This is a genomic window from Micromonospora citrea (genome assembly GCF_900090315.1).
In the GTDB taxonomy this organism is placed as follows: domain Bacteria; phylum Actinomycetota; class Actinomycetes; order Mycobacteriales; family Micromonosporaceae; genus Micromonospora; species Micromonospora citrea.
The window spans coordinates 6784391-6796713 of the sequence record NZ_FMHZ01000002.1; the positions used below are offsets into that span (position 1 = coordinate 6784391).

A 12323-nucleotide genomic window follows, 5' to 3' on the forward strand; every position below is an offset into this window, starting at 1 on the left:
TGAGCGGTCCGCGCCTTCCCGCTTCCCGCCCCGCCAAACCCGCGCGCCCGAGGGCGTCCCCGTTGCGCGGCAGCGCGCCACGCCGGCGACGGCACCCGCGCAACGGGGGCCGGTCCGACCTGCCAGGCGGACCGGCCCCGGAGCGCGGATCAGACCGGTTGCAGGCGCGGGGCGGAGGCGAGCTGGCGGACCCGCTCGTAGAGGTCCACGTACCGCTGTGCCATCACGGCGGGGGTGAAGCGGACGGCGGCCTCGCGCCGGCACTCGTCCGGATCGAGGAGGCTCGCGGCCAGCAACAGGTCGGCCAGCTCCTCCTCGTCGTCGGTGAGCAGGCCGGTGCGGCCGTGCTCGATCAGCTCCGGCAGGCAGCCCCGCGCCGTCGCCACCACCGGCGTGCCCAGGGCCAGCGACTCGACCACCGCCGTGCCGCCCGGCTCCTCCCAGCGCAGCGGGAACAGCGAGGCACGGGCGCCCGCCAGCAGGTCGTCACGCTCCTGACCGGCCACGGTGCCCACCCAGCGGACCAGGTCGCCGTCGACGTGCGGCGCGACCTCGTCGTAGAAGAACCGGACGTCCGGGTTCTGCCGGGCCTCGTCGCCGGCGGCGGCCAGGTCCTCCGGCCGGTGGTACGGCCCGACCGGCCCGGCGAGCACCAGCGGCACCCCCACCCGGCGGGCCAGCCGGGCGCCCACGTCCTGCCCCTTGCCGGGGTTGATCCGGCCCAGGATGACCAGGTGGTCACCCTTCTCTGCCCGGGGCCGCCGGTCGGCGTCGACGGCCAGCGGGGTGGACAGGTGCACGTGGCCCACGGAGTGCTCCCGCAGCGCCTGGGGCGCCCGGGCCAGCTGCGAGGCGGAGACCCCGTTGACCCGTACCCGGTCGCCGCCGTCGAGGTTGCCGTAGAGCGCCGGGTGCTTGGCCAGGTCCCAGTGCAGGGTGTGCAGCGCAGGCGGGGCGTCCGGGCCCATCGCGGCGAGCGTCGCCAGGCCCACCGCCTCCACGTGGTCGTGCACCAGGTCGATGTCGTCGCGGGAGTGCAGCGCGCGCACCACCCCGAACAGGTGCGCCTGGGAGATGCCGCAGACCTGGTTGTACGGGCGTTGCAGGGCGTGGAACTGCCCGTCGGGGAAGACGGAGATCTTCTCGTCGACCGGGAGGGTGCTGCTGTCGACCGACGCGAGCACCACCCGCACGCCGAGGCGGCGCAGCTCCGGCACCAGCGTCGCGATCACGTTCTCGATCCCGCCGTAGCCGGGGGGCGGCACGGACAGCCACGGACCGGCGTTCATCAGGACGGTGAGGCTCATCGTGCGGGATTCCTTCCCTCGGCGGGGCTCTGGGCCGTCCGCGACCGGTCGACTGCGTTCGGCTGCGGCCGGGCGTTCACGCCGCGGCCACCCGTCGGCGGGGGATCCGGTGCCGCAGCTCGGCCAGGGGCGGCCGCTCCTCGACGGAGACGTCGCTGACGACGATCTCCCGTTCCAGGTTGGGCAGCGCGTCGGAGCCGCCGCGCCGGAACTGGGTCAGCAGGGCGGCGGGCATCGCGCCCGGCGCGGCCCAGCCGCGCCGCTGCAACCGCGACCACGCGGTGAGCATGATCTGGGCCGACATCCGGCCCAGCGCGGCGGTGTCCTGGTGGCGGTGCTTGCGCTCGCCCAGGTCCACCTGGGCCAGCGCGTCCAGCCCGACCAGGTCGAGCAGGTCGATCAGCATCGCCGTCTCCACGCCGTAGCCGGAGACGAACGGCACCCGCTCCAGCACCTCCCGGCGGCCGGCGTACTCACCGGCGAGCGGCTGCACGAAGCCGGCCAGTTCCGGCCAGAACAGGTTGAGCATCGGCCGGGCCATCAGCTCCGTCACCCGGCCGCCGCCGTCGGCCTCCACGCTTGCCGTCCCCACCAGCGGGCGGTGGTAGAAGCCCTTGACGAAGTCGACCGACGGGTCGGTCAACAGCGGGCCGAGCAGCCCGGTCACGAAGTGCGGCCGGAACTCCCGCAGGTCGGCGTCGACGAACGCGACCACGTCTCCCTCAGCCGCGGCCAGCCCGGCCCACAGCGCGTCGCCCTTGCCGCTCAGCCGGGGCAGGCCCCGGGTCATCGCGTCCTGGCTGACGACCTCCGCGCCGGCGGCCCGGGCCACCCGCGCGGTGCCGTCGGTGGACCGGGAGTCGACCACGATCAGCTCGTCCACGAGGGCCACCCGGTCCATCAGGTGCTCCCGGATCGTCGACACGATCGCGCCGACCGTCGCCTCCTCGTTGTGAGCCGGCAGCACCACGCTGACCCGGCTGTCACCCTTGGCGCGCATGAGCCGCCGCGCCGGCCAGTCGGCCGCGGACGTGGTCCGGTAGGTGGCCCACGCCTCCACCACCGGTGAAACCATCGCTTCCGAGTTCCGCACAGGCACCCCCTGATCGTGGCGGAAAAACCTTCCCTGGTTTTCCCACTGCCGCGCTCGCGCTAACCGCACCATGCCTAACAGCTTGATCACGAAGACGACGCGGCCGGGTTCCTCACCGGTGAACGTTTCATTGCGTCCGCGTGGGGGGAGTGCAGTCGGCGGAACGTGAAACCGTGGCGGAAGGGCTTTTACATGCGCACGTGCCGGGTGGGACTGGTAGGGGCCGGCGGGGTGGCGCAGCGCCACGCCCGGGTGTTGGGCGGCTTCGCCGACGTGGAGCTGCTCGGGGTGACCGACGTGGTGCCGGAGGCGGCGGCGGAACTGGCCGGCGCGCACGGCGCCCGCACGTTCGGCGACGTCGAGGAGCTGCTGGCCGCCGGGCCGGACGCGGTGTACGTCTGCGTGCCCCCGTTCGCGCACGGGCCCGCCGAGGAGGCGGTCATCGCGGCCGGGGTGCCGATGTTCGTGGAGAAGCCGGTCGCGGTCGACCTGGCCACCGCCGAGCACGTCGCCGACCTCGTCGCCCGGCGGGGGCTGCTCACCGGCGTCGGGCACCACTGGCGGTACCTGCCGGTGGTGCAGCGGGCGCGGGAGCTGCTCGCCGACCGCCCGGTGCGGATGGTCAGCGGCGCGTGGTGGGACAAGGTGCCCCCGGTCGCCTGGTGGTCCAGGCAGGACCGTTCCGGCGGCCCGGTGGTGGAGCAGGCCGCCCACGTGCTGGACCTCGTCCGGTCGCTGGTCGGAGAGGCGACGGAGGTCACCGCGTACGGCAACGGCACCCCGCCGCCCGTCGACGGCGCCGACATCGACTCGGTGACCACCGCGGCGCTGCGGTTCGCCGGCGGCGCGGTCGGCACGCTGACCGCCGCGTGCGTGCTCGGCTGGAAGCACCGCGCCGGGCTGGAGATCCTCGCCGACGGGCTGGCCCTGTCGCTGACCGAGGACGGCCTGGTGGTCCGCGACGCCGACGGCGAGCGCCGCTACGACGCCGACCCCGAGGCCGCCCGGGTGGCCGTCGACCGGGCCTTCGTCGACGCGGTCCGGGGCGTCGGCGACGACGTGCGCGTCCCGTACGCCGAGGCGCTCGGCACCCAGCGGCTCGCTCTCGCGGTCGCCGACTCCGCCCGCACCGGCCGGACCGTACGCCTGGACGTCCCGGCCGCCGCGCCGCTCGCCACGGGGGTGACCGTCGATGCGTGACAAGGTCGTGGTGGTCACCGGGCCGGGCCGGGTGGAGCTGGTCGAGCAGGACGCCGCCGAGCTGAACGACGGCACCTTCCGGGTCGAGACGCTGTTCAGCGGCGTCTCCGCCGGCACCGAGCTGAGCTACGTCAAGGGCACCAACCCCTACCTGCACGTCACCTGGAACGCGGACCTCGGCCTGTTCCAGCCGGGCCGGGCGAGCACCCCGTACCCGGTCGACCGGCTCGGCTACATGCAGGTCGGCCGGGTGGTGGAGAGCCGCACGCCGGCGGTCGCCGTGGGCGCCGTCGGCGCCATGACCTACGGCCACCGCACCGGCTGGGTCGCCGACCCGGTCGCCGAGCGGTTCGTGCCGCTGCCCGACGACCTCGACCCGCTGCTCGGCGTCTACGTCGCGCACATGGGGCCGATCTGCGCCAACGGGGTGCTGCACGCCGCCGCCGACCTGTGCGGCACCGACGTGCGGTCCCTCGGCGACGGCGTCCGGGGCCGCCGGGTGGCGGTGGTCGGCAGCGGAGTCGTGGCCCTGCTCACCGCCCTGTTCGCCAAGCGTCACGGCGCCGCCTCGGTGGTGGTGCTCGACCCGACCCCGCAGCGGCGCGCCGTCGCCGAGGCGCTCGGCCTGGAGACCCTCGACCCGGAGGCCGACGACCCGGCGGTGGTGCTCAAGACCCGCTGGGCGCACGGCCCCGGCGACCGGGGCGCCGACGTGGTGTTCCAGTGCCGCGGGCAGGCGTGGGCGCTGCAGCTCGCGCTGCGCCTGCTGCGCCCCCAGGGCACCGTCGTCGACCTGGCCTTCTACCAGGCCGGCGCGGACGCCGTCCGGTTCGGCGAGGAGTTCCACCACAACGGGCTTTCGCTGCGCTGCGCGCAGATCGGCCGGGTGCCGCGCGGGCTCGCCCCCACCTGGGACCGCGAGCGCCTCTCCGCCGAGACGATCGACCTGCTGCGGGCGTACGGGGACGTGGTCCGCAAGCACCTGGTGTCGGCGGTGGTGCCGTTCGAGGAGGCGCCGACCCTGCTGACCGACCTCGCCGAGCGGCGCCGGCAGGAACTGCAGGTGGTGCTGACCGTCTGAGCGCGCCGCGCGGCCCGTCCGGGACGCGCCGCGTGGCGGCGCGCCGGGCGGGCCGCCGTCACCCGGCCCGGTCGCGTACCGTTGCCGCTCATGGGTGTGTCGCAACGCTTGAAGAGCAGGTTCCGCCGGTTCCTCCAGCGCCCGGGGACGACGGTCGACCTGGGGCCGCTGGAGAAGCTGCTGCCCGCCATCGAGGCGCGCGAGGAGAAGCTGTCGGCGCTCGACGACGCCGAGCTGACCGAGGCCGCCGGCAATGCCACGGGCTACGAGGAGATCTGCGCGATCGGCCGGGAGGCCGCCCGCCGCGGCCTCGACCAGCGGCCGTACGACGTGCAGCTGCTCGGTGCCATGGCCCTGCTCTCCGGCAAGGTCGCCGAGATGGCCACCGGCGAGGGCAAGACGCTCACCGCCACCGTCGCCGCCTACGGGCACGTCCGGCTGGGCAACGGGCCGGTGCACGTGCTCACCGTCAACGACTACCTGGCCCGCCGCGACGCCCAGTGGATGGAGCCCGTCTACACCCTGCTCGGCCTGACCGTCGGCTGGGTCAACGAGGCCTCCACCCCGCAGGAGCGGCGCGACGCGTACGCCTGCGACGTCACCTACGTCTCGGTCAGCGAGGCCGGCTTCGACTACCTGCGCGACCAGCTCGTGACCGACATCGCCGACCGGGTGCAGCCGCCGCTGCGCACGGCGATCGTCGACGAGGCCGACTCGATCCTCATCGACGAGGCCCGGGTGCCGATGGTCCTCGCCGGCGCGGTGGCCAGCGAGCAGGATCCGGTGCACACGGCCGCCGCCCTGGTGCGCGGGCTGCGCAAGGGCAGGCACTACACGGTGGCCGAGGACGGCCGCAGCGTGGCCTTCACCGCCGCCGGCCTCGCCGCCGTCGAGGCCAAGCTCGGCATCGACCTCTACGACGAGGAGCACGTCGCGCAGCTCTCGGCGGTGAACGTGGCGCTGCACGCCCACGCCCTGCTGCACCGCGACGTCGACTACATCGTGCGGGACGGCACCGTCGAGCTGATCGACGAGATGCGCGGCCGGGTGGCGCAGCGCCGCCGCTGGCCCGACGGGCTCCAGGCGGCGGTGGAGGCCAAGGAGGGCCTGGACGCCACGGCCGAGGGCGAGGTGCTCGGCACGATCGCCGTGCAGGCGTACATCGGGCTCTACCCGACGGTGTGCGGCATGACGGCGACCGCCGTGCTGGTCGGCGACCAGCTCCGGGAGTTCTTCGGCCTCGAGGTGGCGGTGATCCCGCCGAACACCCCGTGCGTCCGCGAGGACGAGCCGGACCGGATCTACGCCACCCGGGCGGAGAAGGAGGAGGCGCTGATCGACGAGATCACCCGCTGCCACTCCGCCGGGCGGCCGGTGCTGGTCGGCACGCTGGACGTGAAGGAGTCCGAGGGGCTGGCCGCCGGCCTGAACGCCGCCGGGGTGCCCTGCGTGGTGCTCAACGCCAAGAACGACGACGAGGAGGCGGCGATCATCGCCGAGGCCGGCGCGTACGGTGCCGTGACCGTCTCCACGCAGATGGCCGGCCGGGGCGTCGACATCCGGCTCGGCGGCAGCGACCAGGCCGACCGGGAGCGGGTCGCCGAGCTGGGCGGCCTCTACGTCATCGGCAGCGGCCGGCACGACAGCCGGCGCGTCGACGACCAGTTGCGCGGCCGCGCGGGCCGGCAGGGCGACCCGGGCGGGTCGGTCTTCTTCGTCAGCCTGGAGGACGACCTCGTCGCGCGGCACGCCGGCGACGCCGTCCCGCCCTCGCCCCGGATGAACGCGGACGGCCTGGTCACCGACGAGCAGGTGGACTACGCCGTCGAGCACGCCCAGCGGGTCGCCGAGGGCGTCAACCACGAGATCCACCGCAACACCTGGCGCTACAGCGTGGTCATCGAGCAGCAGCGCAAGGCCCTCGCCGAGCGCCGCGAGCGGCTGCTGACCACCGACGTGGCGGCGCTGATGCTGCTGGACAAGGTGCCGGAGAAGGCCGGGGAGATGGACGAGGACCTGCTCGCGCGGGTCGCCCGGTCGATCGCCCTCTACCACCTCGACCGGCTCTGGGCCGACCACCTCGCCGAGCTGTCCGAGGTGCGCGAGGGTGTGCACCTGCGCGCGCTCGGCCGGCTCGACCCGCTCGACGAGTTCCACCGGGCCGCGGTGCCGGCGTTCAACGACCTGATCCCGGAGATCGAGAAGCGGACCATCGCGACCTTCGAGGAGACCGAGTTCGGCGAGGACTGGGAGCCGGACGAGTCGAAGCTGGTCCGGCCGAGCGCCACCTGGACGTACCTGGTGCACGACAACCCGTTCGGCTCGGAGCTGGACCGGTTGATCGCCTCCGTGGGTCGACGGCTCGCCGCCGGCTCCCGCTGACGCGTCCGGGCCCCTTCCGCGCCACCCGGCGCCGGAAGGGGCCCCCTTTTGCGCCGTTTCGACCCCGGTTTGCGAGGGTAGTAGGGCGGGTCCGAAGAGTCGGGAGAGATCAGAAGATGGAACAGGTGACGACGCCGGTCGGGCGAGCGGGAGCGCGCGCGGGTTCGGTGGAGGCTGTGCGGCGGTGAACCTGGAGATGCGGGACCCGGCGGTGGAACGGCTCGGCGTCCTGGAGACGGCCGCCCTCCTGCGGGAGCTGACGGCCGGGCTGATCGCCGTCGACGACTTCGACGAGGCGCTGGCGGCGCTGGTGCGCATCGCCCGCGACGCGGTGGACGGCGTGAGCTGGTGCGGCTTCACCGCGCTGCGGGCCGGGGAGCCGGCCGGCGTGGCCGCCTCCGACGCCCGGCTGGCCGGCCTCGACGACCTGCGCCACGGCCCGGACTCGCCGGCCATGGACGCGATCCGGCGACGGGAGATGATCCTCTCCGACCACCTGGGGCGCGAACCGCGCTGGCCGGCCTGGACGCCGCGGGCGCGGGAGTTGGGCGTGCGCGGCGTGATCTCCGCGCCGGTCGACGTCGACGAGCAGGTGATCGGGGCGATCAACCTCTACGCCGGGACCAGCGACCTGCTCACCCCCGGGCACCAGCTCACCGCGATGCTGCTCGCCGAGCACGCCGGACTGCTCCTCGCGGCGGTCCGCGACCGGGCCCGCCAGGCGGCCCGGGCCGGGGAACTGGACTCCTCGATGCTGGGCGACGGCGTCGTCGGGCAGGCGATCGGGGTGATCATGACGCAGCGCGGCTGCCCGGCCGAGGAGGCGCTCGACGTGCTGCGCAGCGCCGCGTCGTCGCTCGACATCCCGCTGCGGGAGGTGGCCGACCGGCTGGTCAGCACCGTGTCGCGCCCCCGGGACACCTGAGCCCGCCCCCGTCCGACCAACGGGCACGGTCGCCCTCGGCGCCCGAGGCTTCGATGGTGACTGCCAGGCGCCCGCCCGCGGCGAGAAGTGGCGATGCCTGAGGGGGCGGTGACGGTGGCTGTCAGGACGGTCGACGCCCGCGAGCCGCAGGGATCCAGTCGGCGAAGATCTCGGGCAGGCGGTTCAGGTCCGGCGGTCGGATCGTGACGAGCCTGATGCCCGAAATGCGGGCGAGTTCCATCTTGCGCCGGGCCTTGGCAGCGTAGCCGTCCTGCTCCAGCATGCCGAGCGCCTCGACGTACGTTCCGTCGGCCAGCAGCCAGTCGGCACGCAGGCCGCTCGTGTTGAGCAGGTGGTGCCGAGGATAGTGCGGCTCCACCTCGTGCGCGATTCCCTGGTGGTGCAGGAAGTCGTCGATGTGCCGTTCGAACATCGACCGGCACAGGTGCCCGTCCGCCGCGACGGAGAGGATTCCGCGCGCCGGTCGGGAGGCGTCGGCGAGCAGCCCTGCGACCATCAGCCAGTCGGTCCAGGTGCGCTGCCTGCGGCCGGGACGGGCGGTGAGAGCGTGGGTGCGGGGGATGAGGAACCGGCACAGCATCGCCTCGTCGGCGAGGACGGGGTCGACGAGGGCGATGCTCGAGAGCTGTTCCTTCGACGGTGGACCGGAGAACTCGATCTCTGCGAGTCGGCGCAGGGCCCAGATCGTCGCGTCGGTCCATGGTCCGTCGGTGCCGTTGTCGCGCAGGAGTCCGTGACCCGCGAGGACGCAGCAGTCGAAGCAGTATGCGAGCCCGGACCGGGTGCCGTGCGCCATCGTGCCGCAAAGACGGCACGGGCGGGTGCTGTCGCCGATGTCGTCGGTGCGGAACAGGTCGCCGAGGATCTTGCGCTGCAACTCGAGGGTGAAGGCGGCGACGTTGGGAGCCGGCTCGTGCCTCGCCCGTACGTTCAGCCAGGGCCGGTGCGGCTCCGGCACCAGGTCGACGGCTCGCGCGGTCAGGCTGCACGACGCGGGGACGACCGCCAGATCGTCGACGATCAGTCCGCCTCCCAGCTGGTGGATCGACCTGTCGCGTACGACGGGACGGAACGGTCCGATCTCGGCAGCCAGGAAGGCTGCGGCCCTTCGGTTGTTGTTGACGGTCGTGCTCGAGGGCGAGGCCCAGCGCACCCTTGCGGGACGGACGTCGTGCCTCCTGAGCAGGGTGGTCATCGGGGCGATGTGGGGGCGAGCGTAGACCGTGAGTACGTCGGAGTCCGGGTCGTACATCCCGGCTTCCGGTAGTTCGTCGAAGTCGACTCCGTCCCGCACCAGCCGGATGGACCAGATCCGCTCCCGATCCGTCGGATCGTCGCGGAGCCGGTCCGTCCTGACGATCGCGTCCGGAAAGTCGCCGAGCTCCTCGAAGTCGTCGGGAAGAGACACGTCCACGCCGTGGTCGCGCAGGGCCGCGACGGCGTCCGGACGGGCGCGCTCGTCGATCAGCGTGAGAGGACCGTCGGGCAACTCGTGGCGACCGACCTCGAGGCCGCAGTGGTCGGTGACGATGATTCGCTCGAATCCCCAGGTGGATCGGCTGATGGCGCGAAGGCCTTCGTACGGGTGCGGGATCCGCCGGTAGTCCGCCCAGGCGCGCAGGTCCGCCGACGCCGCGGCGTCCCAGCGGTCCTGGGTCCGGCTCCGCTCCGTCGGGACACCCCAGCTTCCGGTGGCCAGCCTGGCGGCGAGGGCGCCGCGGAGCAGCTGACCGAACTTCGCGATCACACCCGCGCGGACGACGTCGTCGACGGACGCGTCCACGGCCGGCGGCGCTGCCGCGGCGAACCCGTCGACCAGTAGGTGCAGGGGACCGGAGTCCGGCAGATCCAGATAGAGGCGGCCGATCTGGTACCCGAAGCGGCGCTGCTCCGCCGGCGAGAAGGGGTCGTCACGACTGGGCTCCCATTCCCCGTCGTCGTCCAGCTCGTCGTCCTCGATCGGGTGGAGTCGGACCCAGCCATGGCAGCCGATGGGATGTGGGGCGGCGGCGACCGCGAGTCGCTGCAGGCTCTCACCCACCCAGTGCAGGGTGCTGTCGTACAGGAAGCCCATGTGCCGGTCGATGACCGAGCCGCCGCTGCTCGGCGGTGCGACTGCTGAGATCGCCTTCGGGTTGTAGGTGTTGTCCGGGCGGGGCATCAGACCCAGCACCACCGGAAGCCGCAGCTCGATCTCGTCGTGTCGGTTGCGTGCCTCGACGAACCCCTCGGCACGCGCCAGGCTGTCGGTGACGAACCGGCGAAGCGCTGCGACGGAGTCGTCGAAGACCGCGATGCCCGTCGAGTAGCGTGTCCTCCCGGGCGGGATGACGACCATCCCCACGGTCTCCTGGTAGGCGATCTGATCTTGCGTGGCCGGCACCAGCGGATCATGCCAGAGCTCGGGCGATGGACCAGTCGGTGGGGTTGCCCTGTGCCCGTGGCGGGCGCGGCGCCCCGCGACGAGGGAACCGGTTGATCACCTGCGAACCGTCCCGACGACGACGGTGGCTATCCTGCTGCGATGTCGACGCAGCGGCTGAGGATGATCTGGTGACGACGTACCGACGTCGCGGGCACTGGCGAACACGTTCAAGCGGCACCCGACACTGGGTGACCACCCACCACGTGACCCGGTCGTCCGCCAGGCCCGCCACGTCGCCCGGGCGGAGCCACCCGAGATCGTCATCACCGGCACCCAGCGGCGCGGTGGGGTGGATCAGCCCGAACGCCAGCTGCCCGGTCTGCGGTGCGGCGGTCTACTTCTACGCCAACGAGCACGGCAGCCGCGTCTTCTTCGACGAGCTGGGACCGCCGTGGCCCAAGCATCCGTGCACCGACAACCCCGCGCTGCACGCGACGACGGCGGGTGGTCGTCAGGCACCCAGCATCCGTGACCTCGGTGTCGCTCGGCGTCCGAGCGACATGCGTGACCGCGCGTGGAAGGCGTACGCGGTCAAGGGCATCGCCATCGAGGACGGCCGGTCGTCGATCGCACTTCAGCCCCTCAACGGGGCTGGGCGAGGGCTCTCGTGGACCGTCTCGAGGCCGTTGTCCCTGCGAGCGGACGACATCGTCTTCGTGAGGGCACAGCAGATGTCCTACTTCGACGCCGACGCGTGCGAGCCCGCGATCGTCGAGGATGCCAGGCGCGCCGCTGAGATCGCTCGAAGGCTGATCACCGAACGGGACAGGCAGCACGTCCTGGCGGCGATCGCCGGGCGAGTCGCGGCGGGGGAGATGACGCCCGACGAGGTGGCGGAGGTGACGGTCGCCGTCCGGGCCGCCCGAACCCGCGGCGAGCTCGCCGCCGCGATCAGGATCAGGGTCACGGACCTGACGGTCGCACCGCCTCGCCGCGGCGACCTGTGGCTGCTCGCGATCGCGTTCGTGCTCATGGTGGGGGCGACCAGCGCCGCCGAGGGCGGACGCTCCTTCCTGATGATGCTTCCCGGGCTGCTGCTCATGGCGACGGCGGTCTACCGTCTCAACCCGGATCTGGAACGCGGGGCCAGGGTCGTCTTCGCCGTACTGACGGCCGTGGTGGCGATCTGTCCCGCTGGCGCACTCGGCGGTGCGATCCAGGTCGAGATCCTCCAGCGCTGACCGGGGAACCAGGCCGGTCGAGCCTGAGCAGCCCGGAACCGGGTCGGTCGAACATGCCTGGCCCGCGCCGCCTCCGCGATCACCGGACAGCGGCCCGCAGGGGCCGGCCGGGCGCGTGTCGTTTCGCCTCGGTGGCGCACGGGTAGCACTCTGGATTCGTGGGTTGGCCGACCTGGGGGAGGAACCATGCAGAGCCGGCTGCGGGTGCAGGGGCACCCGATCCAACCGATGCTGGTGACGTTCCCGTTCGGGCTCTTCGTGAGCGCGACCGTGTTCGACCTGACCGACGTGCTGGGGGGCCCGGCCTTCCTCGGCGAGGTGGGGTACTGGACCTCGGTGGCGGCCCTGTTCGCCGCCGCGCTGGCCGCCGTGGCCGGCATGATCGACCTGTGGGACGTGCCGGGCGGCCGGACCCGCCGCACGGCGGTCACCTTCAACCTGGTGAACGTGGCGATGGCCGCGCTCTTCCTGGTGGCCTGCCTCGTCCGCGCGGACGCGCCGCAGCGCGGCGCCAACGTCGTGCTCCTGCTCACCGAGATCGTGGCCCTCGGCGTCGGCGCGGTCGGGGTCCGGCTGGGCGCCCGGCTGGTGCGCCGCTTCGACGCCGGCCGCCGCGCCGAGGCGACCACCTTCGACGCGCTCGGCGGTGTCTCCGGCTCCACCGTCGACCTCGCCCGCTTCCGTCCCTGACGCGGCCCGGCGGCCGCG

General features: G+C 73.4%; 9 protein-coding genes. 6 read left to right on the forward strand and 3 right to left on the reverse strand.

The genetic code is table 11. From position 1 onward, the window contains the following. Positions 1 to 149: 149 nt before the first annotated feature. Both GA0070606_RS30050 and GA0070606_RS30055 read right to left on the reverse strand, forming a co-directional pair. Positions 150 to 1307, reverse strand: a complete 1158-nt coding sequence (locus GA0070606_RS30050) for a glycosyltransferase (RefSeq protein WP_091106568.1) — start codon at positions 1305 to 1307, stop codon at positions 150 to 152. 76 nt (positions 1308 to 1383) lie between these two features. After that, positions 1384 to 2382, reverse strand: coding sequence for a glucosyl-3-phosphoglycerate synthase (locus GA0070606_RS30055; RefSeq protein ID WP_176737475.1), 999 nt, complete (start codon positions 2380 to 2382; stop codon positions 1384 to 1386). A 210-nt stretch (positions 2383 to 2592) separates the two neighbouring features. On the opposite strand from GA0070606_RS30055, the gene GA0070606_RS30060 reads away from it, so the two are divergent. The 4 genes from GA0070606_RS30060 to GA0070606_RS30075 all read left to right on the forward strand — a co-directional run bounded on the left by GA0070606_RS30060 (position 2593) and on the right by GA0070606_RS30075 (position 7988). Continuing rightward, entirely contained in the window at positions 2593 to 3600 is a 1008-nt protein-coding gene (locus GA0070606_RS30060; RefSeq protein ID WP_091106572.1) for a Gfo/Idh/MocA family protein, read from the forward strand. Beyond that, complete coding sequence (locus tag GA0070606_RS30065; RefSeq protein ID WP_091106574.1) at positions 3593 to 4681, forward strand: zinc-dependent alcohol dehydrogenase; 1089 nt, start codon at positions 3593 to 3595, stop codon at positions 4679 to 4681. The genes GA0070606_RS30060 and GA0070606_RS30065 overlap by 8 nt, the downstream gene beginning before the upstream one ends. A 90-nt stretch (positions 4682 to 4771) precedes the next feature. Further along, entirely contained in the window at positions 4772 to 7063 is a 2292-nt protein-coding gene (secA2, locus tag GA0070606_RS30070) for an accessory Sec system translocase SecA2 (protein ID WP_091106576.1), read from the forward strand. Between the two features lie 184 nt (positions 7064 to 7247). After that, a complete protein-coding gene (locus tag GA0070606_RS30075) occupies positions 7248 to 7988 on the forward strand; it encodes a GAF and ANTAR domain-containing protein (RefSeq protein WP_091106578.1) in 741 nt (246 codons plus the stop codon). Between the two features lie 121 nt (positions 7989 to 8109). On the opposite strand, the gene GA0070606_RS30080 is transcribed toward GA0070606_RS30075, so the two are convergent. Further along, complete coding sequence (locus GA0070606_RS30080) at positions 8110 to 10392, reverse strand: hypothetical protein (RefSeq protein WP_218106099.1); 2283 nt, start codon at positions 10390 to 10392, stop codon at positions 8110 to 8112. Between the two features lie 326 nt (positions 10393 to 10718). Here GA0070606_RS30080 and GA0070606_RS30085 point away from each other — a divergent pair, with 326 nt between their 5' ends. Both GA0070606_RS30085 and GA0070606_RS30090 read left to right on the forward strand, forming a co-directional pair. Further along, a complete protein-coding gene (locus tag GA0070606_RS30085; protein WP_091106580.1) occupies positions 10719 to 11615 on the forward strand; it encodes a DUF1707 domain-containing protein in 897 nt (298 codons plus the stop codon). Positions 11616 to 11801: 186 nt separating this feature from the next. Further along, entirely contained in the window at positions 11802 to 12305 is a 504-nt protein-coding gene (locus GA0070606_RS30090) for a DUF2231 domain-containing protein (protein WP_091106582.1), read from the forward strand. The last annotated feature ends 18 nt before the right edge of the window (positions 12306 to 12323 follow it).